Raw genomic sequence first — 21512 nt, forward strand, 5'->3', positions numbered from 1 at the left:
ATGGCCGCCCGTCTTCAGGAAAGCCATGGCTTTATGGGCGCGCTCGCCGCTTTCAGCGGGCTGACCGAGCCTTCCGTGGCGGCGGGCCTGGAAATTGCGCAGCAGACCGGGGCCACCCGAATTCTGGTCGTGCCCTGTTTTCTATTTACCGGCAAGTTGCTAAAAAACCTGCATAAAACGGTCAGAACCGCCGCCGCAAACACCCAGGCCGTGGGCACGCCGCCCACAGGCACACAAACAGAATTTCTGGTCACCGCCCATCTCGAAGGCCACCCCCTTCTTGAAAACGCCCTGATGGAACGAATTTTGGAAATACAGCCTTTGGAAAAGCCGTCCGGTTGCGCGCGCGCCTAAAGCCGCCCGCCAAGCTGCTTTAACAGGCGTATGGCCACCAATTGCCCGGCCTCTTCTGCGATCGCGCGCGCCGTCTGGCCGGCGAGAAGGAGAAGAAAAAGTTTCGGCATCGCTTTGGTACGCATCGCCTTCATCCATGGACGCAAGGATTTTGATTGTCCTGAAGGCAAAGCCTTCGTACAGGCAAGAAAAAGGCGTCCCGCCACGCAAAAACCCGGCACGAAAACGGGCTTCTCGGTGGTTCGGCAACGGCGTAACCTACCGCCATGAACAATATCCCAAGCACGCCTGAAAACGCCGCCCCCTTGACGCTGCCAACCTTCGCGGCGGGTTCGGTATGGCTGGTCGGCGCCGGACCGGGCGATCCGGGGCTGTTGACCCTGCTGGCGCTGCACGCGCTTCGATCCGCAGATATCATCGTCTACGACGCCCTGGTCGACCGCCGCATCCTCACCCTCGCCAACCCAAAGGCGGTCCTGAACGCGGCAGGAAAGCGCGGCGGACGGCCATCGGCGAAACAGCAGGACATCTCTCAACGCCTGATTGCCGAGGCCCGAAAGGGAAAACGCGTGCTGCGGCTAAAGGGAGGCGACCCCTTTGTCTTCGGGCGCGGCGGCGAAGAGGCCCTGGCCCTGGCCGCGGCGCAGATTCCCTTTCGCCTGGTTCCGGGGATTACGGCCGCCATCGGCGGCCTTGCCTACGCCGGCGTGCCCGTCACCCATCGCGGCCTGAACACCGCCGTCACCTTTCTTACCGCCCATGACAAGGATGGCGATTTGCCCGATGATTTTGATTGGGAAGCCATGGTCAAGGGATCCCCCCTTCTTGTCGTCTATATGCCGACCAGAAATCTTGGGCGCCTGGCGCAACGCCTGATCGAAGCGGGCCGGCCCGCAGACGAACCGGCCCTTCTGCTTAGCAAGGCGACGACGCCGGACCAAAAGGCCGTCGCAACGACCTTGAAAAATTGCGTGGCCGATGCCGCGAAAGCTGGCGCAGAGCCGCCTGCCATTTTCGCCATTGGAAAATCCGTTGCCCTGCGCGAGCAACTGGATTGGTACCGCGACGTCCTCATAAATTCGGAAAAGGAAACCGCCTCATGAACAAAATCCCTTCCCGATATTGGCTGCCGCTGGGCTTCCTCGCCACGATCACCCTGGCCTTTCTTTTCCTTCTCACCCTGACGCCACAGCAGGTGGCCGACAAGGAAACAGCGCCCGCGGCCGACAAGGAAACAACGCAAGACGTGCCAATCGGCGGTCCCTTTACGCTCACCGATACCCAGGGCGTATCACGCAAGGCAGCGGATTTTCGCGGCCAGTATCTGCTTCTTTTCTTTGGCTACACCTTCTGCCCGGATATCTGCCCGGTCACACTGCAAACCTTAAGCAATGCCGTCGAGAAGATGGACAAGAAAGGCCTGAAGGTTACGCCGGTGTTTATTACCCTTGATCCGGAACGCGACAACGTGGACGCCATGGGCCATTACCTCGCCAATTTTCACCCGCGCTTTGTCGGCCTGACCGGCACGGTGGAACAAATCGCCGTGGCGGCAAAGGCCTACCACGTTTATTACGCAAAAGCGGGAGAGGATGCGGACTACCTCGTCGATCACAGTGCGATTGTTTTTTTCATGGGACCGGACGGAAAATACCTTGCCCATTTCCGCCACAGCGATTCAGCTGAGACGATGGCCAAGGGAATGTCCAACCGGATTGATTAAGACCTACGCGCGGCGCAAAAGAAGCCTAAACGTCAAGGTTAACGACGTTAAGAGCATTTTCCTGAATGAACTTACGCCGGGGTTCAACCACATCGCCCATCAGCGTCGAGAAAACTTTCCCCGCCTCTTCGGCGTGGTTCACCTTGACGCGAAGGAGCGTGCGTGCGTTCACATCCAGCGTCGTTTCCCAAAGCTGTTCCGGGTTCATCTCGCCAAGCCCTTTATAACGCTGAACGACAAGACCCTTGCGACCGGCCTCGGAAATCGCATCAATGAGAAAAACGGGTCCGGCTATTTTTTGTTCGCTGTCTTTTCGAACAAGCGTCGCATGCCGCCCCCATGTTTTCTGCAGACTGGAAGCCATTTCATTGAGGCGCTGAGCCTCGGCGCTTTTAATCAGGGACAGGCTAAGTTCGTAACGTGTCGTCACCCCGCGCAAGACACGGTGGAAACAATAGCCGCCGCCGTCCAGGGCCTCGCCCTTCCAGCCACGCATCATCTCGCTGGCCAGCGCATCCAGGCGGCGCGCGATATAGGAAGCCGTTTCACCAGCAGTTTTCATATTGCCGGCGCAATCAAGGTTGAGCACCCCAAGAACGGCCGCCTGTTCAATCACGTCGCGGCTTCCAATGCGGCGGGCAAGCGGCTGGGTCAGCTTGCTGACAACCCGCGCTTCTTCGACAAGGTCGCGCAAATCCGCCCCGGCATGCTCCGAACCGTTGCTTAACTTCAGCACGGCCCCTTCGGTGCCCATCGTCACAAGGTGGTCCTCCAGTTCCCGTTCGTCCTTCAGGTAGATGGAGGACGAACCCCTGCGAACGCGATAAAGCGGCGGCTGTGCAATATAAAGATAGCCGCGCTCAATCAGTTCCGGCATCTGGCGGTAGAAGAACGTCAGCAACAGGGTTCGGATATGGCTTCCGTCCACGTCGGCATCCGTCATGATGATCACTTTGTGATAACGCGCCTTTTCGATGTTGAAATCGTCATGACCAATGCTGGTGCCGATTGCCGAAATAAGCGTGCCGATTTCCGCCGAGCCAAGCATGCGGTCAAAACGCGCGCGTTCAACGTTCAGGATTTTTCCTCGCAGGGGTAAAATTGCCTGACACGCCCGGTCGCGCGCCTGCTTTGCGGAACCGCCGGCTGAATCCCCCTCAACGATGAAAAGCTCGCTTTTTTCCGGGTCGCGTTCCTGGCAATCGGCAAGTTTCCCCGGCAGGGAGGCAATGTCGAGCGCGCCTTTGCGGCGGGTAAGCTCCCGCGCCTTGCGCGCCGCTTCCCGCGCAACCGCCGCCTCGGTAATCTTGGAAACGACCTTCCTTGCTTCGACGGGATGTTCCTCCAGCCACTGGGAAAGCCCTTCGCTAAACACACCCTCGACAAGCGGACGCACTTCCGAAGAAACCAGCTTGTCTTTTGTCTGGGAGGAAAATTTGGGGTCCGGCACCTTGACCGAAAGCACACACGTTAACCCTTCCCGCGAATCGTCGCCGGTTAGGGAAACACGTTCTTTTTTCAGGATGCCGCTTGCCAGCGCATAGGCCTGTATCGTTCGCGTCAACGCCCCGCGAAAGCCGGCAAGATGCGTGCCGCCATCGCGCTGGGGGATGTTGTTTGTGAAACACAGCATGTTCTCGTGGTAGCTCTCCGTCCACTGAAGCGCGACTTCCACCTCGGTGCCGTCCCGGTCGCCCTTGATGACGATGACCGGCTCATGTATCGGTGTTTCGGATTGATCGAGATAGCCGACGAAGGCCGCAAGACCACCGTCGTAGTGCAGTTCGACACGTTTTTCCTCGGCGCTGCGCGCATCGGTCAGCACCAGCATCACGCCGGAATTTAGAAAAGCAAGTTCGCGCAGCCGGTGTTCCAGGGTTGAAAAATCAAATTCCATCATGGAAAAAGTTTCCGACGACGGGAAAAAGGTGATTTCCGTTCCCGTTCGCTCACCAGCCGGACCGGATTCCACCAGCGGTGCTTCTGCAACGCCATGGCGAAAGCGAAGAAACGATTCCTTCCCCTGCCGCCAAATCCGCATTTCCAGCCATTCCGAAAGTGCGTTCACGACAGAAACGCCGACCCCATGCAGGCCACCGGAAACCTTGTAGGAGTTTTGGTCGAACTTCCCGCCGGCATGGAGATGCGTCATGATGACCTCGGCCGCCGATATGCCCTCTTCCTTGTGAATGTCCGTCGGAATGCCGCGCCCATTGTCAGAAACCCGCACGGAACCGTCCGCGCACAACGTCACGTCAACCCGGTCGCAGAAACCTGCCAGCGCCTCGTCGATCGCGTTGTCGACGACTTCATAGACCATGTGGTGCAGGCCGGACCCGTCATCCGTATCGCCGATATACATCCCCGGCCGTTTGCGAACGGCATCAAGGCCGCGCAGAATCTTGATCGATTCGGCACCATATTCCCGGTCCACGTCGGCGCGGCTCTTCTGATCCGGATTTTCTACCGTTTGGTTCACAACGTTCTCATTCACAGCTTTTTTACAACTCCGATCCACATTTCAAACCCGCGTCTAACCCTCGGCGAGGACGGCGCCGTCAAGGACACTGAAAAACTGGGCACGCCCTTTTAGTGGCTGGAAAAAGGCGGTTTCCGTTCCCGTCATCCAGGCCTGCGCGCCCAAGGCCTCGATCGCCTCGAAAAGTGCTTCGCGCCGGGCCGCGTCCAAATGCGCCGTCACTTCGTCCAGAAGCAGAAGCGGCGGCGTGCCCCGAGCCTCGGCCTGCAAGCGCGCGTCCGCAAGCAAAATTGCAATCAACAGCGCCTTCTGCTCACCCGTCGAACATTGCGCCGCCGGAATTCCCTTCGCCAGATGCCGGACGGCAAGGTCGCTGCGATGGATGCCTTCCGTCGTCACGCCCGCGGCCCCATCCCGGCCCCGAAGCGTTTGCAACTGCGCCAGAAACCGCTCGGCAACCGTCGACATGGACGCTGTCTCCAGCCAGCCTTCGAGCCGTCCCTCGACCTCCAGAACGACGCCCGGAAACGGCCCGACCGCCGCCGCCACCGCGTCGCCGAGGTGGCGGATATAGGCGCGGCGCGTGTTCGCAATCCCAGCCCCCGCAAGGGCCATTCTTTCCTCCAGGGCCGTCAGCCAGCCCGGGTCGGCACCGCCATCGTGAAGCAGGCGGCTGCGTTCGCGCATGGCGCGCATGTAATCGGCAAGCCGGACCGCGTGGGCCGGTTCAAACCCAAAGACAAGACGGTCTAAAAAGCGCCGCCGCGCCGCCGCACCTTCCAGAAAGATGCGGTCCATTTCCGGCGTCAGCCAGCTGGCATGCAACACCTCACCCAAAGCCGCCTGACTGCGCTGGTCGCATCCGTCAATTCGCAGCAACCGGCGCTCGCGGCCAAGCGACGCGGCGTGGGGATCGCGACCGATGCCGATTTCCGTCACCCCGTCCGGCGTACGAACCCCGACGGCGACGGCCCAGTGGCCGCGCGCCGTCTTGCAGCCCAGATCGGCAATCCGCGCGCGGCGTAAGCCCCGGCCAGGCACCAGCAGCGACAGCGCTTCGAGAAGGTTGGTCTTGCCCGCCCCGTTCGGCCCCGTCAGCACAACCGGCTTTCCCTCAAGAGAAAGCTTGAGAGCCGCATAGTTCCGAAAATCCGTCAGTCGCATACGAAGCACCGCAAGGGAGGCCGCCACCGGCCGCGTTGCCATCGCCGTGCTTGCGCACGGAAACGCCCCCGCTCTTACGGCCACCGTCGCGGTCATACACGCATCGGCATCAGGACAAACAACACGTTTTCCCTGGAGAGGTCGCGCACAATTGTCGGCGAACTGGAATCCGCCAATATCAGCTCGATGTCCTCCCCCCCGATCTGCTGAGTAATATCGAGGAGATAACGCGCATTAAAGCCGATCTCCATCGGGCTGGCATCGTATTGCACTGTAAGTTCTTCCGAAGCCGTGCCGCTTTCTTCCGAGCTTGCCGACAACAGAAGCTTGCCCGGTGAAAGCGCCAGCTTGATCGCCCGGGACTTTTCGATCGAGATTGTCGAAACACGATCAACCGCCACTGTGAATTCCCGGCAGTTCAAAACCAGCTTTTTGTCGTTCTCGCTGGGAATGACCCGCTGGTAATCCGGAAAGGTGCCGTCAATCAACTTCGATGTCAGCACGGCACCGCCAATGCAGAACCGGATTTTTGTGTCCGAAAGTCCAACCTCGACCGGGTCCGACGTCTCTTCCATCAGCTTGCCAAGCTCCAGCACCGCCTTGCGCGGCAGGATGATGCCCGGCATGCCGGCGGCCCCATCGGGGAGAGGCATTTCAACCTGTGCCAGCCGATGACCGTCCGTCGCCACCGCGCGCAGAACCGCGTCGGTCCCGCTTTCGGTCGCGTGCAGAAAGATGCCATTCAGGTAATATCGGGTTTCCTCCGTCGAGATGGCAAAGCTCGTCCGTTCGACGAGATTGCGAAGGTCCGCCGCCGCAAGGGTGAAATTATGGGAAAAATCGGCCCCGGCATTCACCGGAAACTCATCAACCGGTAGTGTGCTCAGCTCAAAATTCGACCGTCCGGCCTGCACGGCAAGCCGGGCGCGAGCGGCGTCATAGTCAAACGCGATCTGAGCGCCGTCTGGAAGCTTGCGAACAATGTCATAAAGCGTGTGCGCCGGCGCCGTTGCCTGGCCCGTCTCGGTAATCTCCGCCGCAAGGGCCTCGACAACGGTGAGGTCCATATCCGTCGCGGTCAGGCTTAAGGAGCCTTTGTCGGCAGAAAGCAGCACGTTCGAAAGAACCGGGATCGTCGTGCGCCGTTCCACAACCCGCTGAACATGAGCCAACGCCTTGAAAAGAGCCGTGCGTTCAATGGTAAATTTCATAATCGATCAACGGCCCCCAAAGCAGTTTTCCGGGCGCAAAAGACACCGCGCCCTCTTCCCGGCGACGGCCTTTAGCGAGGGGGCAAAAGGCAGCCCCCCAATGGAAGCCGCATTATAACAAAAACCGTTGGTTTTCGAAGTCTTTTTCGGAAGGACCCGGCCTCCAAAACGAGCGAAAAGCGCCCCCATTCTGGCCGTCCGGAACGGCGAGCGCCGTTAGCCCTCCAGCACGCGCCGAAGCAGCTCGATATCTTCCGAAAAACTCGGGTCCAGGCCGCGCAATTCCTCAATTCGGCGAACGGCGTGCATGACGGTCGTATGGTCGCGCCCGCCGAATTTGCGGCCAATTTCGGGCAACGACCTCTGGGTCAGTTGCTTGGCCAGATACATCGCCACCTGCCGCGGTCGGGCGACAACCCGCGAACGACGATCCGAATGCATGTCCGAGACCCGGACGTTGAAATGCCCGGCGACCTGTTTTTGAATTTCCTCGATCGTAACCCGGCGCTCATTTGCCCTTAGAAGATCGCGCAACACCTCCTGGGTGGTTTCCAGCGTGATCTCCCGCCCGACAAGGGTCACATGGGCGACAACGCGGGTCAGCGCCCCTTCAAGCTCGCGAATGTTCGAAGTCACCCGGCGCGCAAGGAATTCCATCACCTTCGCCGGAACGACGACCCCCATTTGCTCGGCCTTGGACTGCAGAATGCCCAGGCGCAGTTCATAGGTGGTGGCGTGGATGTCGGCCGCCAGCCCCCAGCCCAGACGGGAACGCAGGCGCTCTTCCAGCCGGTCAAGATCGGCCGGGGATTTGTCGGCGGAAATGATGATCTGGCGCTTTTGATCGATCAGCGCATTGAACGTATGGAAGAATTCTTCCTGGGTTGCTTCCTTGTCCGCCATGAATTGCACATCGTCGATCATGAGAACGTCGACAGAGCGGAACAAGTCCTTAAAAACCATCGTGTTTTTGAAGCGCAGCGCCCGGATGAACAGATACATGAATTTTTCTGCCGACAGATAGACGACCTTGCGCATGGGGTCGCGTTCGCGAATATGCCAGGCGATGGCGTGCATAAGATGGGTCTTGCCGAGCCCCACCCCGCCATAAAGAAAAAGTGGGTTAAACGGGACCCCGTCCGCATCGACAACACGGCGCGCCGCGGCATGGGCCAATTCGTTCGGTTTGCCGACGACAAAATTATCGAATGTAAATCTGGGGTCCAGCGGCGCCGCCACCTCTTCCAGCGTCCAGGCGCGATTTCCGGTCGGATGCGCCGGGCTTGCGGCGGCATGGACGGGGCGGGTGGCCAAGGTCCGGTCTGCCGCCTCAACCGGCTGCGCGCGCAGCCCGCGCACGACAAAATCGATGCCGCGCAGAGAGGGGTTTTTTGCCGTCCAAAGCTTGTGGATATGCCCGGCATATTTCGACTGGATCCAGTCGCGCATGAAACGCGTCGGCACGGAAAGCGTGATGTCCTCGCCTTGCACGGACTCGATTTCCAGGGGGCTAAGCCAACTCTTGAAAATCGCCTCGCCAAGCTCGACCTCAAGCTCCTTGCGGATTTGGGGCCATTGCGTGGCCAGGTCTTGCGCGGTCAGGCCATTGGCATGGCTTTTTTGAGTCATCGCCGCGCCTTCTGCCTTACCAAGAACGCCATGCCACTCTCCCTAAACGCAACCAAAAAACGCCGCACGGTTTTTAAAATTTCCGTGCATTCAACGCATTCAACGCAAAAAAAATCGCTGGAAAACGACAAAGCAAACAGAGGCGTTTTCCTGAAACTTTCTTCCCGAATTTTTTGTTGGCCGCTTAATCCCCAAAGACCTCGAAACGGTGACGGAATTTTTTTTGACGACCCGCCTTTTCCCCGCAACGAACACGGCAAGACTAGCCACAGTCGGAACGCTTGGCAACTCGATCGAAAGGGGAACAGAACAAATTTTTTCTACATTTTTAGGAATTTGCGTTTGCATTTTCGTTTGCGCTTTACAAACAACGTGTTGCATTGATGGCGTATAAAAACACAAACGCCGTCCCCATAAGGAACGGCGCGGTCAGGTTCGATTTAAGAAAAAATTTTTGGTTAAAGCGCTTTAATTTTTGCGGACAGGCGCGAAATTTTCCGCGCAACCGTGTTCTTCTTAAAAATGCCCTTCGTCACGCCGCGCATGATTTCCGGCTGGGCCACGCGCAACGCTTCCGTCGCTTCTTTTTTGTCGCCGCCAGCGATCGCCGTATCCACCTTTTTCAAGTAGGTGCGGATGCGCGTACGCCGGGCGCGATTGATCAATGTGCGGCTAATGTTCTGCCGGATCCGCTTTTTTGCCGATGTCGTGTTCGCCATGTTGCTTTCGGTCCTCTGCGATTGGTAGCGGGGTTATAGCGGTCCCGCCCCCCAAACGTCAAGGCAGGCTGCGCCTAGCGATGCTTCCAGGTCGGGCTCCGCTTTTCAACGAAGGCCGTCAGCCCCTCGGCGCGGTCTTCCGTCCCCATCAACAGGTTGAAAAGGCGGTGTTCAAACTGCAGAGCGGCCTTCAGAGGCATCTCATAGGCGACGTTTACCGCCTCTTTCGCCACACGGCTGGCAGGAAGCGAGAAGGAGGCGATTTTCTGGCCAAGTTTCAGGGCTTCCGCGACAAGCTCCGCCGCCGGCACGACCCGTGCGGCCAGACCCGTCCGCTCCGCCTCATCGGCGTCCATCATCCGCCCGGTGAGACACATCTCCATCGCCTTTGATTTGCCAATGATGCGCGTCAGCCGCTGAGTGCCGCCGCCGCCCGGAATAAGGCCAATCGAAATCTCGGGCAGGCCAAGCTTGGCATTGTCGGCGACGAGCAGGATGTCGCACATGATCGCCACCTCCAGCCCACCACCAAGGGCGTAGCCCGCCACCGCCGCAATCGTTGGCTTGTTGCAACGGGAAATGCATTCCCAGGTGTTCGTAAAGGTCTGCTCATGAGCTTGCGCCACCGTCATGTCGCGAATTTCCTTGATGTCCGCACCCGCAGCAAAGGCTTTTTCGTTGCCCGTCAGCACAATGGCGCCGATCCCATCGTCAGCGATAAACGCGTCCAATGCCTGGGACAGATCGGTGATCAAGGCCCGGCAAAGCGCGTTCAGCGCCTTGGGCCGGTTCAACGTAATCAGGCCCACGCGCCCGTGGGTTTCGACGAGAATGTTTTCGTAAGCCATTGCTTGCTCCTGTTCGTTTCCGAGCTGCCCCGTCTAATAAGAGCTGCCCCGTCTAATAAGGCGAAAGAGAGTGAGGCGAAAGCGAAAAACGGACAATCACCGGAGACGAACCCGCCTCGAATTCGATATCCAGCGCTTCGCCTTCACGGGTGAACCGGGTCGCCTTTTCCATGCGCCAGCCGAGTTGGGGAAGCGTCCTTGCATAAAAGGCGAGCACGTCACCTGGCGTCACCCGCCCTTGCGCCATGGAAATAACAATACGCCCGCCGGGTTTGTCAAAGACGATCCCGGATTCTTCCAATTCGTGCAGTTCCGCCATCAGGGGAAGGTCCTCAATCCCGCGCAAATAGGCGCGCGGCTGGCCCACTTCCTCCGCCTTGCCCGGCACGGCAAACAGGGCCGTGGCAATCGCAAGCAATCCAACGCCAGCAAAAAAGAAGCGGCGGCGAACCAGCCCGACATATCGCGTTTCATCCATGGTCTTGAGTGTACCCTTATCGCTGACGCTTCGGGCAATAGAAGGTCGAACGCCCCGCCTGGCGAACCCGCCGCACACCCGCCCGGCAATCGCAAGTCGGGCAGGGCGCGCCCTCGCGGTCATAGACCGCAAAACTATGCTGAAAATAGCCAAGCTCACCGGAAGGCTGCGCGTGGTCCCGCAGGCTGGACCCACCGGCTTTGATGGCGCGGCCAAGCACGTCCCGAATGGCGCCCGCCAGCCGTTCGGCGCGTTTCGGCCCCAGGCTTCCTGCCAGTCGCAGAGGCGAAAGCCCTGCCTCGTAGAGGCTTTCACAGACATAGATGTTGCCAAGCCCGGCCAGAACGCGCTGATCGAGAAGCGCCGCCTTCAAAGGCCGGCGACTGGCCTTCAGCCGGGCACGCAAGGTCGCGCCCCCAAAGCCATCCCCAAGCGGTTCGGGCCCCAACGCCTTCAACAGGGGGTGGGCCCCAAGCGTCGCCGCCTCACCAAAGGCGAAAAGGCCAAACCGTCTTGGGTCGCGCAGCCGGAGCCACACGCCGGCTTCCGTTTCGAAATCGATATGATCGTGGGGCGAGGGCGGCGGTGGCCGGCCCTTGAACACGGTCATGCGGCCCGACATGCCGAGATGCTGAAGCAGGACGGCCTCGTTTTCTAAATGCCAAAGCAGATATTTGCCGCGCCGGGAAAGGCTGCAAACGCGCTGACCGGTAAGCCTATCAGCAAAGTCGGCCGGCAGCGGCAGGCGAAAATCGCCGCACCGCACCTGAACGCTTGCAATAAGCTGCCCTTCAAGATGCGGGGCCAGCCCCCGGCGGGTGGTTTCGACTTCTGGAAGTTCCGGCATGATCCGGCAAGGTAGCGCGTTGCACTGGCCTCGGCTATCTTCGCCCGTGGCATGAGCAGGCAAAAATCCGACCCCCGTCAGGGAACAACCACCGATTTTGGATTTCGCCAGGTGCCGGTTTCGGAAAAACCGGGCCTGGTCGATGACGTCTTCGCCCGGGTGGCGACACGTTACGACCTGATGAACGATTTCATGAGCGGGGGTGTCCATCGCCTGTGGAAACGCGCCCTCATCGACCACCTCAACCCACGGCCGGGCATGCGCCTGCTGGACGTGGCGGGCGGCACCGGCGACATCGCGCTGCGTTTTCTGGCCCGGGCCAACGCCAAAGCCGCACACGCCAAGGATGCCCCCGCCGGTGCGCTGCAGGCCCAAGCCCCGCAGGCCGAAGCCCTTGTCTGCGACCGCAACGTCGAAATGCTGCGCGTCGGGCGCGACCGGGCGCTGAACCAGAACCGCCTTTCCGGCATCCGGTGGATCGCCGGCGACGCCGAATCGCTGCCCATCGCGTCCGCAAGCGTGGATGCCTATACAATCTCTTTCGGGCTTCGCAACGTCACCGGGATCAACAACGCCCTGCGCGAAGCCGCGCGCGTGCTGGTGCCGGGAGGCCATTTTCTGTGCCTGGAGTTCAGCCATGTGATTTTGCCCACCCTGGCCGATCTGTACGATGCCTATTCCTTTCGCGTGATCCCGCTGCTGGGCCAATGGATCGCCAAGGACCGTGAGGCCTATCGCTACCTCGTCGAAAGCATCCGCTGTTTTCCCACCCAGGCCGCGTTAAGCGAACGGATCAGCAAAGCAGGCCTGGATTGCGTTTCCGTGCGCAACCTCTCTGGCGGCATCGCCGCCATCCATTCGGCCTGGCGCATATAACCCCGATTGTGGAACGTTCCCGCCGTTAAAAAGGGGCCTTGCCTGCCGCGCCGGGGCCCCATAGATTAATCACGGTTTTCTTTCGTAGTTTCTGGCATTGCACAGATGGAACGCGCATTGATGCTCGACGGCAAACGCATTTTGCTCATCATCTCCGGCGGCATCGCCGCCTACAAGGCCCTGGACCTTCTGCGCCGGTTAAAGGAACGCGGTGTGCGCGTTCGCGTCGTTCTCACAAAAGGCGGCGCCCAATTCGTCACGCCCCTTGCCGTCGCAAGCCTCAGCGGCGAAAAAGTCTATCAGGACCTGTTCTCGCTGACGGACGAAAGCGAGATGGGACACATCCGTCTTTCCCGCGAGGCGGATTTGATTGTCGTCGCGCCGGCAAGCGCCGATCTCATGGCCAAAATGGCCGCCGGCCTCGCCGATGACCTGGCGACAACGGCGCTTTTGGCCACCGACAAGCCCGTCCTTCTGGCGCCGGCCATGAACGTGGCCATGTGGGAAAATCCAGCAACGCGCGCAAATGTGGCGCTGCTGGAAGCCCGCGGCATAACGCGCGTGGGACCGGCAACAGGCGATCTGGCCTGTGGCGAGACCGGCCCCGGACGCATGGCGGAACCGGAAGATATTTTAGGCGCGATCGAGGCTTTCCTTGCCGGTCCACAGCCCCTTCGCGGACGGCGCGCCCTGGTCACAAGCGGACCAACCCGCGAGGCGATCGACCCCGTGCGTTACCTGTCCAATCTCTCTTCCAGCAAACAGGGCCACGCGATTGCGCGCGCGCTCGCCCAGCTTGGCGCTGAAACGGTGCTGGTGACCGGCCCAACACGCCAGACGGCGGCGCCCCATGTGCAGGTGCGCAACGTCACCACCGCCGAAGAAATGCTGGCCGCCTGCGAAGCGGAACGCCCCATCGATGTCGCCGTTTGTGCCGCCGCCGTTTCGGATTGGCGGCCCACCACCCGGCCCAACCAGAAATTGAAAAAAAAGAAAGGGGCGACACCGGTGCTGGAACTTCAGGAAACGCCGGATATTCTGGCGCGCTTAAGTGCGGCCGGGCCAACACGACCGAGCCTTGTCATCGGGTTTGCCGCCGAAACCGAAAACCTGATCGAAAATGCCCGGGAAAAACGTACGCGCAAGGGCTGCGACTGGATTTTGGCGAACGACGTTTCAGAGGGAAGCAATACCCTGGGCGGTGACAGCAACCGTATCCATTTTCTAACGAAAGATGGCATCGAAGACTGGCCCGAGATGAGCAAAGACGCCGTCGCCACCACCCTTGCACAGCGCATCGTCACGCATTTCGAAGGCGACGCATGACCGGCATTGATGTGCGCGTCGAACGCCTGGCCCACGGCAAGGGCCTTCCCCTTCCCGCTCAGGCGACGGATTTCAGCGCCGGCGTCGATCTTGTGGCCGCGAACGCAACCGAAACGATCCTGCCCCCGGGCGCACGCGCGCTGCTTCCCACCGGGATCAAAATCGCATTGCCCCAGGGTTTCGAGGCGCAAATCCGTCCCCGGTCCGGTCTGGCGCTTCGCCACGGCATCACCGTGCTGAACAGCCCCGGCACCATCGATGCCGATTATCGCGGCGAAATCGGCGTCCTGCTTATCAATCATGGCGAGGCGCCCTTCACGGTTGAGCGCGGCATGCGAATCGCCCAGCTTGTCGTCGCCCCCGTCACTCGCACGATCTGGCAAGAGGTCGAGACCCTGCCCGAAAGCGTCCGTGGCGATGGTGGGTTCGGCTCGACCGGGCTTGACGTTAAACGCGCGGGCGAATGATGCGAATTTCAAAAAAACTGCTCTTCGCCATCGAGGCGGTTCTCGACATCGCCTATCATTCCGGCGGCGATCCGGTGCAATCAAGCGCGATTACCCGTCGCCAGAAAATTCCGAAACGCTACCTCGAACAGGTTTTGCAGCATCTTGTACGCACCGGCATTCTGACCGGCGTGCGCGGCGTGCGCGGCGGCTATCGTCTGGCGCGGGAACGCCGGCGGATTTCCCTTGGCGACATCACACGCGTTGTGCGCGCGATGGAAACGTCCCCGGACCCCCTGCAGGACGCCGCCGGCTCTGAACTTGGGCACCAAATTCTAAGGCCGATCTGGGCCGATTTGATAGAAGAGACGATGGCCCGCCTTGATGCCATCACCCTCGAAGACCTTTGCAATCGAAGCAACGCCGCCGGGATTGCCAGCGAGGCGGTGGAAAGGGTAGATTTCAGCATCTAAGTTTTTCTGGAATTCCGCCCAACGCCCATCCAACACCCATGGCGAGGGCGTGATTTTTTACCCATTCACATCATTTTTTAAGGTGAAAAAAATGTCTGAGGTCAAGCTTTCCGGCTATGACGCCAGCCAAATGGGACGAGGACATATCTACGAAAACTTCCTCGAAACGATTGGCAACACACCGCTTGTTCGCATTTCAAAACTTGCGGAAGCCCATGGCTGTTTGGCAGACCTCGTCTGCAAACTTGAATTCTTCAACCCCCTTTCTTCCGTCAAGGATCGCATCGGTCTGGCCATGATCGAGGCAGCCGAAAAGGAAGGCGGCGTCAGACCGGGAGCCGTCTTTATCGAGCCCACATCGGGCAACACCGGCATCGCCCTTGCCTTCATCTGCGCGGCCAAAGGCTACCGGCTTGTTCTTACCATGCCGGAAAGCATGTCGGTGGAGCGCCGCAAGATGCTTCAGCTGCTGGGCGCCGAGCTGGAATTAACACCCGCTGCAAAGGGCATGAAGGGGGCCGTCGACCGGGCCGAGGAGCTTCGCCAGCAGAACCCGGACATGATCATGCTGCAACAATTCAAGAACCAGGCGAACCCGGAAATCCACCAACGCACGACGGCAGAGGAAATCTGGCGCGACACGGACGGCAAGGTCGATGCCGTCATCAGCGGCATCGGCACCGGCGGCACGCTGTCGGGTGTCGGGCGTGCGCTTAAAGCGCGCAAGCCGAGCGTCAAGATGATCGCCGTCGAACCCGAAGACAGTTCCGTTTTAAGCGGCGGCGCACCGGGCCCCCACAAAATTCAGGGGATCGGCGCCGGGTTTGTACCGGAAATTCTTGACCAGGCACTGATCGACGAAGTTGTCCGTATCGGCAACGAAACCTCCTTTGCCATGGCCCGCGAGGTCGCCCGCGTGGAAGGCATGCCGGTCGGCATCTCGTCCGGCGCCGCCCTGGCCGCTGCCATCGAAGTCGGATCGCGGCCGGACATGAAAGGCAAGCTGATCGTCGTCATCATCCCTTCTTTTGCCGAGCGCTATCTGTCGACGGCGCTGTTCGAAGGGCTTTGACACGAAGCCTGAAGAGGTTTGGCCCGTGGCCTTTAACGAAACCCAGATCCAGCGTTACGCTCGCCACATCATCCTTCCCGAGGTCGGCGCGCGGGGACAGGAAAAACTGCTGCATGCAAAAGTGCTGGTGGTGGGCGCGGGGGGCTTAGGCTCGCCAAGCCTGATGTATCTTGCCGCCGCCGGAATCGGCACGATCGGAATTATCGACGACGACGTTGTCGATTTAAGCAATCTCCAGCGCCAGGTCATTCATGCCACGGAGCGCATCGGCGCCGCAAAGGTTGAAAGCGCCGCCGCGACCCTGGCCAAGATCAACCCCGACGTCCACGTCATACGCCACAACGCGCGGCTGACGGCTGAGAACGCGCTCGCACTTTTCGGGGAATACGATCTGATTGCTGACGGCAGCGACAATTTTTCGACCCGCTTCCTGGTCAACGATGCGAGCTTTTTTGCACGCAAGCCGCTGGTCACGGCGGCGGTTCTGCGTTTCGATGGCCAGATTGCCACCTTCCGCGCCTATGAAGAAGGAAACCACCCCTGTTATCGCTGCATCTTCCGCGAGGCACCGCCCGCAGGCTCGGTCCCAAATTGCGCGGAAGGCGGCGTCTTTGGGGCCATCGTCGGGGTCATGGGAACGCTTCAGGCGACGGAAATCCTAAAAGAGCTGCTTGGGATCGGCGAAAGCCTGGACGGCCATATGCTGATTTACGACGGCCTTGGCAGCACGTTCCGTAAAATCGCCGTCACGCGCGACCCGGGCTGCCCGCTATGCGGCGAAGCGCCTTCGATTCTGGGCGTTACACAAAGCGAGGACCCCGCCTGCGCCACGCGCGCAACTTCCTAGCTTTCCGTTCCGATCACGCGGTCCGGCGGCGAATGGCCGTCCACAAAGGTCTTGATGTTGATCAGCACCTTTTCCCCCATGTCGATCCGTGCTTCCAACGTCGCCGAAGCCATATGCGGCAGCAGGACAACGTTGCCGAGCTTGACAAGCTTGGGATTGACGGCGGGCTCATGTTCAAAAACGTCCAGACCGGCCCCGGCAAGCTCGCCACGCTCAAGCATCCGCGTCAGGGCATTTTCGTCAACCACTTCGCCGCGCGCCGTGTTTACAAGATAGGCATCGCGGCGCATCAGCTTCAGACGCCTGGCCGAAAGCAGGTGATAGGTCGCCGGCGTGTGGGGACAATTGACGGAAACGATGTCCATATGCGCAAGCATCTGGTCCAGGCTTTCCCAATAGGTCGCATTCAGCTCGCGCTCGCGTTCTTCCGGCAAGCGGTGACGGTTGTGATAATGGATGGAAAGCCCAAAGCCACTGGCGCGCTTCGCAACGGCGGAACCGACCCGCCCCATGCCGAGAATGCCCAGGCGTTTTCCGCCGATGCGGTGCCCCAGCATCCAGGTCGGGCTCCAGCCCTCCCATTTCCCGGAACGGATGATCCGTTCGCCCTCGGCCAGGCGGCGCGGCACGGCAAGAATTAACGCCAGCGTCATGTCGGCCGTATCTTCCGTCAGCACGCCGGGGGTGTTCGTAACCGTTATCCCGCGCTGACGCACGGAACCGAGATCAATGTGATCGACGCCCGCGCCAAAGGAAGCGATCAGGCGCAAATTCGGCCCGGCATGGGCCAACACACCCGCATCCATGCGATCCGTCACGGTGGGAACAAGAATGTCCGCCGTTTCGACCGCCTGGATCAGCTCACCTTGAGACATCGGGTGGTCATCCAGGTTCAGCCGCGCGTCGAACAGCTCCATCATCCGCGTTTCAATGGATTCCGGCAGTTTCCGGGTAACAATGACTAGGGGCTTTCTGTCAGCCATTCCACGCCTCACCTCGTTAATTTCTGTCCTCCCATAGCAAGGATATTACCGTCTTGTCCACCACCTGTCCCCGAAAGAGCGTCAGACAAAAAATTTAGGCTGGCCCCGGGCGAAACCCCTTTGGGGATGAACATAGGAACCGTGCGACAAGAACAATCCCAGCCGAGACAAACCGGACCGTCTAATCAAGCCTTTTGTTGCAGGTGCGCCGGCGCGAACGGCAGCGAGCCTCTGTAATGTGAAGCAAAACAGCCGCGTTCTCTTTTCGGGGCCGCGGCCACAGAGAATTGCGCCGAGCCAACGCGCCAGAATTCTTTTCTTCCACAAGCCTCACGTCTCTTCGCCCGCCCCACACGCATGCATGCATCTTGGCTCGCGCCCCACGCCCCTTTATCTGATATAGAATGGCCGCAACGGCTCACATGCCGGCAATCACGGTTGAACGCTGTTTATGGCTTTCCTGTCCCCACTTTGCGCCGCCACCTTCGCCCTTGCCATGCTGGCGGGACCGAGCCTCGCCTCTGCGGCAACGGGATTGCCGCTGCCGCGTTATGTAAGCTTGCGGGCATCGGAAGTAAACGTCCGCACCGGCCCCGGTGTACGCTATCCCGTTGATTGGGTGTTCCGCCGCCACGGCCTGCCTGTCGAAATCGTGGCGGAGTTTGATACCTGGCGGAAAATCCGGGATGCTGAGGGAACGGAAGGCTGGGTCCATCAAAGCCTGCTGTCGGGAAAACGCACGCTGTTTGTGACCGGTTCCGCGGCGGAAAAGACACGCACCCTCCGCCGAAAACCTTCTGCCGACGCAAAAGCCGTGGCCGAGGTAGAGACACGCGTCGTCGGCAAGCTGCTTGAATGTCCCAAAGAATCCAATTGGTGCCGCGTGCGTGTCGGCGGCTTCGAAGGCTGGATGAAGCGCAGCACCTTCTGGGGCGTGTACCTGAACGAAGCCGTCGAGTAGCCCAGCCTAATCGAAATCTTCGCCAAGCGCGGCGCGGGTCTTCTCAGGAATGGCCGCCATATGCCCGTAACCGGCATGGCGAATGCCAAGCATCACCTCCGTTTCCGGGTTGCGGAAGGCGGCGATGGCACTTTTCGTAAAAGGAAAACGCAGGAAGTGAACGGCCGACGCCTTGCCTTCTTCCGTGGAACGCGCGATGTCGTCGGCAACCGGCACAGCAGGCAGGCAGGCGCCCCCCACCTGCAGGACAACCTGGTCTTCGACGCCGCCGATGGTGTTAAGAAACGCGCCGCGTAATTTCGGATCTTCGATCTCGAACATCAAGGTAGCTACAAGCTCGCTTCCTTTTGGAATCAAGGGGCTGTAAGCATCCAATTCGCCGGCAATCTGTGCCTCGCCACCCTTTTCGATGCACAGCATTTCGTGCACCTGCCACCACATCGTGTCGAAGTTTTCGAAATAAAACATCGCATGAGGCCCAACAGCGACGCGGCGGTCAGCTTTGATTGCCGAAATTACCTTGCGGCGCGCGTCGCGGATGCCAGCATATTCCGACATCGACAACACGTCGCCCCGGGTGATGTCGTGTTTTTTCGTCATGCTGGCAATATCCCATAGGCGCGCGCAAAAAGTTCGATCGGGTGATAAGCTTCCCTGGGCGCGGCGTTGTCATCAAGACGTTCCATGCCTTGGACAATATGCGCCCCCGCCAGCGGACATTCGGAAGCCAAATAGGCCTTCTTTGCCTCGGTCGCCCGGCGGGCGACGGGCTTTCCAACCTTGATCGCGGTTTCAAAATTCGCCTTCATGACCCCCCACGAACCGCCATGGCCCGAGCAACGCTCGATCACTTCCAAATCCGCTTCGGGCAGCAGGCGCAGCATTTCCGCCGCCTTCTGCCCCATGTTCTGGGCGCGCGCGTGGCAGGCAAGATGCAGCGCCACGCCCCCGTCAAGCGGCTGCATGCCTTCGGCCAGGCCCTCGACCGTTGCCACATCGACGACATATTCCGTAATGTCGAAGGTGGCCTTTGCAAGCAACGTCACGTCTTCTTCGTCCGGAAGCAGCAACGGCCATTCAAATTTCAGCATCAACGCGCAAGATGGCACCAGCGCGATAACGGCATGGCCCTTGTCAATCCACGGTCGCATTTCGCGCGCAACTTTACGCGCGCGCGCCGCCACATCCGCCAGATCGCCCTGTTCGAATTTTGGCATGCCGCAACAGGCCGGATAGACGATTTCCGTCTCGACGCCGTTCCTGGCGAGCACGGCACGCGCGGCAACACCGATTTGCGGCTGGTTGTAATTTGCGAAACAGGTTGCATAAAGAACGGCCTTGCGGCCAAAGGCCGGCGCGTCGCGATTGACAATGACGGCGTCACAAGCGGCCCGCGCAGTAAAACTTTTGCCCTGAAATTTCGGCAAGGCCGCCTTGCGATCCACGCCGGCCAGCGCCTCCAATGCCCGGCGCGTCGCTTTGTTTTTCGTATCACTGGCCCAATTAACAATCGGCGCAACGGGGGCAGCAAGTTTGCCGTTCCGGTCCGTTTCGGCCAACTGGCGAGCGGCAAAGGAAACCTTCCCCTCGCGATGCTCCATCGCCCGATAGCGCAGCATAAGATGCGGAAAATCGAGATCGAATTCATGGGGCGGTACATAGGGGCATTTCGTCATGAAGCACATGTCGCAAAGCGTGCACGCGTCCACGACAGGCTTGAAATCCACGCTGGCAACGTCGTCGAGCTCGCCGGAGGGCGCCGCGTCGATCAGATCGAAAAGTCTGGGAAAACTGTCGCAGAGATTAAAACAGCGGCGACAGCCGTGACAGATATCAAAAACGCGGCGACATTCCGCCTCCACCTTCGTGCGATCCGTAAAATCCGGGTCCGTCCACGAAATAGGATGACGTTTTGGCGCGCTGGAAGATCCCTCCGCTGTCATTGCAGCGTCCCTCCGATCCTAAAGACGTCCCCACAGGCGATGAAGCAGGGCACCTGAAAAAAAAGGGGATGCTTTCGCACCCCCTTCGCATCTGCACCTTGAAAGCTGTGAAACGCCAGGGGGCTTACTGACCAAGCGTATCGATGGCTTTCTGAAAACGCCCGGCGTGAGACTTTTCAGCCTTGGCCAGGGTTTCAAACCAGTCCGCGATTTCGTCAAAACCTTCCCCACGGGCCGCCTTTGCCATCCCCGGATACATGTCCGTGTATTCGTGGGTTTCGCCCACGATCGCCGCCTTCAGATTGGCGTCCGTCAACCCAATTGGCTCACCCGTCGCCGGGTCGCCTACCTCTTCCAGGAATTCGAGATGGCCATGAGCATGACCCGTCTCACCCTCCGCCGTTGAGCGAAAAACAGCGGCGACGTCGTTATAGCCTTCCACATCCGCCTTCTGGGCAAAATACAGATAGCGCCGGTTCGCCTGGGATTCACCGGCGAAGGCCGCTTTCAAATTATCCTCAGTTTTTGTTCCTTTCAGCGACGGCATGCTTTCCTCCATTCTTTTATCGGATTTGCTGGATCTGTTTGGTTTATCGGGTTTGATCCCGGTTCTGCATGACACCCGAAAACTCGGGTCCCATAAATTAGACTAGCTCTAAAATAGAGCCCTATAGACTGATATACAAGGCTTTTTAATGGAACTAAAAAATTAATCTTCCCGATCTGCAACACGCAAGATCACGTCAACCCGCTTTAAAGTCTGACCCGCCGGCGGGTCAGGAAGCGGACCGATGACAAGCCGGCCAACGGGAATGTCGCGAAGTTCGCCGCTTTGTTCGTGAAAGAAGTGATGGTGGCCGCTGATATTCGTATCAAAATAGGTGCGGCCTGATTCAACCACCACCTCGCGAAGAAGGGCAACCTCGGTAAACTGATGCAAGGTGTTGTAGACGGTGGCCAGGGAAACCCGTACGCCGGCAGCCAACGCTTCACCGTGAAGCTGTTCCGCGCGCACATGGCGATCCGCCCCGTCAAAGAGAAGCTTCGCCAATGCCATCCGCTGATGGGTCGGGCGCAGGCCCGCTTCCCTTAAAAGATCGCAGGCATTTGCATATGGACGAACGTGCCCCATT

The 21512-nt window shown here is 59.7% G+C and carries 26 protein-coding genes; 11 read left to right on the forward strand and 15 right to left on the reverse strand.

The window, feature by feature from the left end; genetic code table 11:
- On the forward strand, positions 1 to 354 hold the full coding sequence (locus tag COA65_09055; protein PCJ57697.1) for a hypothetical protein: 354 nt from the start codon (positions 1 to 3) through the stop codon (positions 352 to 354).
- On the opposite strand, the gene COA65_09060 is transcribed toward COA65_09055, so the two are convergent.
- A complete protein-coding gene (locus COA65_09060; GenBank protein ID PCJ57698.1) occupies positions 351 to 560 on the reverse strand; it encodes a hypothetical protein in 210 nt (69 codons plus the stop codon). The genes COA65_09055 and COA65_09060 overlap by 4 nt on opposite strands.
- Before the next feature lie 60 nt (positions 561 to 620).
- Here COA65_09060 and cobA point away from each other — a divergent pair, with 60 nt between their 5' ends.
- Both cobA and COA65_09070 read left to right on the forward strand, forming a co-directional pair.
- A complete protein-coding gene (gene cobA / locus COA65_09065) occupies positions 621 to 1457 on the forward strand; it encodes a uroporphyrinogen-III C-methyltransferase (protein ID PCJ57699.1) in 837 nt (278 codons plus the stop codon).
- Positions 1454 to 2077 carry an SCO family protein gene (locus tag COA65_09070; GenBank protein PCJ57700.1) on the forward strand — a complete coding sequence of 208 codons (624 nt, stop codon included), beginning with the start codon at positions 1454 to 1456 and terminating at the stop codon, positions 2075 to 2077. Before cobA ends, COA65_09070 begins: the two co-directional genes overlap by 4 nt.
- Positions 2078 to 2102: 25 nt before the next feature.
- Here the strand turns inward: COA65_09070 and gyrB are convergent, their stop codons facing one another.
- The 5 genes from gyrB to COA65_09095 form a co-directional block, all read right to left on the reverse strand.
- Complete coding sequence (gene gyrB, locus COA65_09075) at positions 2103 to 4511, reverse strand: DNA topoisomerase (ATP-hydrolyzing) subunit B (GenBank protein ID PCJ57724.1); 2409 nt, start codon at positions 4509 to 4511, stop codon at positions 2103 to 2105.
- 99 nt (positions 4512 to 4610) lie between these two features.
- Complete coding sequence (locus tag COA65_09080) at positions 4611 to 5762, reverse strand: DNA replication/repair protein RecF (protein PCJ57725.1); 1152 nt, start codon at positions 5760 to 5762, stop codon at positions 4611 to 4613.
- A 50-nt stretch (positions 5763 to 5812) separates the two neighbouring features.
- Positions 5813 to 6931 (reverse strand): DNA polymerase III subunit beta, encoded by a 1119-nt coding sequence (locus COA65_09085; protein ID PCJ57701.1) that lies wholly within the window; start codon positions 6929 to 6931, stop codon positions 5813 to 5815.
- 6 nt (positions 6932 to 6937) lie between these two features.
- Positions 6938 to 7120 carry a hypothetical protein gene (locus tag COA65_09090; protein PCJ57702.1) on the reverse strand — a complete coding sequence of 61 codons (183 nt, stop codon included), beginning with the start codon at positions 7118 to 7120 and terminating at the stop codon, positions 6938 to 6940.
- A gap of 27 nt (positions 7121 to 7147) precedes the next feature.
- A complete protein-coding gene (locus tag COA65_09095; GenBank protein PCJ57703.1) occupies positions 7148 to 8560 on the reverse strand; it encodes a chromosomal replication initiator protein DnaA in 1413 nt (470 codons plus the stop codon).
- Between COA65_09095 and COA65_09100 the strand changes: the two genes are divergently transcribed.
- On the forward strand, positions 8552 to 8944 hold the full coding sequence (locus tag COA65_09100) for a hypothetical protein (protein PCJ57704.1): 393 nt from the start codon (positions 8552 to 8554) through the stop codon (positions 8942 to 8944). The two genes, COA65_09095 and COA65_09100, sit on opposite strands and share 9 nt — an antisense overlap.
- Before the next feature lie 74 nt (positions 8945 to 9018).
- Here COA65_09100 and COA65_09105 read toward each other — a convergent pair whose 3' ends face one another.
- The 4 genes from COA65_09105 to COA65_09120 all read right to left on the reverse strand — a co-directional run bounded on the left by COA65_09105 (position 9019) and on the right by COA65_09120 (position 11452).
- A complete protein-coding gene (locus COA65_09105) occupies positions 9019 to 9279 on the reverse strand; it encodes a 30S ribosomal protein S20 (protein ID PCJ57705.1) in 261 nt (86 codons plus the stop codon).
- Positions 9280 to 9353: 74 nt separating this feature from the next.
- Positions 9354 to 10127, reverse strand: a complete 774-nt coding sequence (locus tag COA65_09110; GenBank protein ID PCJ57706.1) for an enoyl-CoA hydratase — start codon at positions 10125 to 10127, stop codon at positions 9354 to 9356.
- 52 nt (positions 10128 to 10179) lie between these two features.
- Positions 10180 to 10605, reverse strand: a complete 426-nt coding sequence (locus COA65_09115; protein ID PCJ57707.1) for a hypothetical protein — start codon at positions 10603 to 10605, stop codon at positions 10180 to 10182.
- Between the two features lie 16 nt (positions 10606 to 10621).
- Complete coding sequence (locus tag COA65_09120; GenBank protein PCJ57708.1) at positions 10622 to 11452, reverse strand: DNA-formamidopyrimidine glycosylase; 831 nt, start codon at positions 11450 to 11452, stop codon at positions 10622 to 10624.
- Positions 11453 to 11503: 51 nt separating this feature from the next.
- On the opposite strand from COA65_09120, the gene ubiE reads away from it, so the two are divergent.
- From ubiE to COA65_09150, 6 genes are all read left to right on the forward strand, one after another.
- The gene (gene ubiE / locus COA65_09125) at positions 11504 to 12328 is read left to right on the forward strand and encodes a bifunctional demethylmenaquinone methyltransferase/2-methoxy-6-polyprenyl-1,4-benzoquinol methylase (GenBank protein PCJ57709.1); all 825 of its coding nucleotides are present in this window, start codon (positions 11504 to 11506) and stop codon (positions 12326 to 12328) included.
- 120 nt (positions 12329 to 12448) lie between these two features.
- A complete protein-coding gene (gene coaBC, locus COA65_09130; GenBank protein ID PCJ57726.1) occupies positions 12449 to 13654 on the forward strand; it encodes a bifunctional phosphopantothenoylcysteine decarboxylase/phosphopantothenate--cysteine ligase CoaBC in 1206 nt (401 codons plus the stop codon).
- Entirely contained in the window at positions 13651 to 14121 is a 471-nt protein-coding gene (locus COA65_09135; GenBank protein PCJ57710.1) for a dUTP diphosphatase, read from the forward strand. The genes coaBC and COA65_09135 overlap by 4 nt, the downstream gene beginning before the upstream one ends.
- A complete protein-coding gene (locus tag COA65_09140; GenBank protein PCJ57711.1) occupies positions 14118 to 14573 on the forward strand; it encodes a transcriptional regulator in 456 nt (151 codons plus the stop codon). The genes COA65_09135 and COA65_09140 overlap by 4 nt, the downstream gene beginning before the upstream one ends.
- 91 nt (positions 14574 to 14664) lie before the next feature.
- Positions 14665 to 15645, forward strand: a complete 981-nt coding sequence (cysK, locus tag COA65_09145; protein ID PCJ57727.1) for a cysteine synthase A — start codon at positions 14665 to 14667, stop codon at positions 15643 to 15645.
- A 25-nt stretch (positions 15646 to 15670) separates the two neighbouring features.
- The gene (locus COA65_09150) at positions 15671 to 16492 is read left to right on the forward strand and encodes an adenylyltransferase (protein ID PCJ57712.1); all 822 of its coding nucleotides are present in this window, start codon (positions 15671 to 15673) and stop codon (positions 16490 to 16492) included.
- Here COA65_09150 and COA65_09155 read toward each other — a convergent pair.
- Positions 16489 to 17475, reverse strand: coding sequence for a D-glycerate dehydrogenase (locus tag COA65_09155; GenBank protein ID PCJ57713.1), 987 nt, complete (start codon positions 17473 to 17475; stop codon positions 16489 to 16491). The genes COA65_09150 and COA65_09155 overlap by 4 nt on opposite strands.
- A gap of 451 nt (positions 17476 to 17926) precedes the next feature.
- On the opposite strand from COA65_09155, the gene COA65_09160 reads away from it, so the two are divergent.
- Entirely contained in the window at positions 17927 to 18436 is a 510-nt protein-coding gene (locus COA65_09160; protein PCJ57714.1) for a hypothetical protein, read from the forward strand.
- A 6-nt stretch (positions 18437 to 18442) separates the two neighbouring features.
- On the opposite strand, the gene COA65_09165 is transcribed toward COA65_09160, so the two are convergent.
- The 4 genes from COA65_09165 to COA65_09180 all read right to left on the reverse strand — a co-directional run bounded on the left by COA65_09165 (position 18443) and on the right by COA65_09180 (position 21511).
- A complete protein-coding gene (locus COA65_09165) occupies positions 18443 to 19036 on the reverse strand; it encodes a hypothetical protein (GenBank protein ID PCJ57715.1) in 594 nt (197 codons plus the stop codon).
- On the reverse strand, positions 19033 to 20379 hold the full coding sequence (locus COA65_09170; protein PCJ57716.1) for a glycerol-3-phosphate dehydrogenase: 1347 nt from the start codon (positions 20377 to 20379) through the stop codon (positions 19033 to 19035). Before COA65_09170 ends, COA65_09165 begins: the two co-directional genes overlap by 4 nt.
- Positions 20380 to 20503: 124 nt before the next feature.
- Positions 20504 to 20926 carry a rubrerythrin gene (locus COA65_09175; GenBank protein PCJ57728.1) on the reverse strand — a complete coding sequence of 141 codons (423 nt, stop codon included), beginning with the start codon at positions 20924 to 20926 and terminating at the stop codon, positions 20504 to 20506.
- A gap of 162 nt (positions 20927 to 21088) precedes the next feature.
- Positions 21089 to 21511: a transcriptional repressor gene (locus tag COA65_09180; protein ID PCJ57717.1), complete on the reverse strand. Its 423-nt coding sequence runs from the start codon at positions 21509 to 21511 to the stop codon at positions 21089 to 21091.
- Between the last annotated feature and the right edge of the window lies 1 nt (position 21512).

It is taken from the genome of Rhodospirillaceae bacterium (assembly GCA_002746255.1).
In the GTDB taxonomy this organism is placed as follows: domain Bacteria; phylum Pseudomonadota; class Alphaproteobacteria.